This is a genomic window from Enterobacter cloacae complex sp.6700776 (assembly GCF_048284255.1).
GTDB classification, from domain to species: Bacteria; Pseudomonadota; Gammaproteobacteria; order Enterobacterales; family Enterobacteriaceae; genus Enterobacter; species Enterobacter intestinihominis.
This window is the reverse complement of the sequence record NZ_JBLVYK010000261.1, coordinates 1-278: the sequence shown is the minus strand read 5'-3', so window position 1 is coordinate 278 and position 278 is coordinate 1. Positions and strand designations below refer to the sequence as shown.

Annotated in this window: 1 protein-coding gene; it reads right to left on the bottom strand. The window is 33.5% G+C overall.

The window, feature by feature from the left end:
• On the bottom strand, positions 1-278 hold a 278-nt coding region (locus ACNQ0T_RS24160), incomplete at both ends, for a ParB family protein (protein ID WP_417930492.1).

The window sequence follows — 278 nt, the reverse complement described above, 5'->3', positions numbered from 1 at the left end:
AATAACGGTTTGATTAAGCCTATTAAATTCAAAACGCACTTTTCTACCGTTTCCACTGTAGCTAATACGGGCATATTGATCCTTATTATTGAATTCGACAATATCAGAGGTTTTCCATGCTGATGTGGGTTTAGTTTTGTCTGTCATCAACTCTAAAATAGTTGATAAATCGTCTAATATATTTTTTTGTGTTTCCTGGATATTGTCGATTACTAAGCCTTTACGATTATCTTTAACCTCTTTGCATAGTGCTGCTAAATCTATGCCCTCTTTATTTG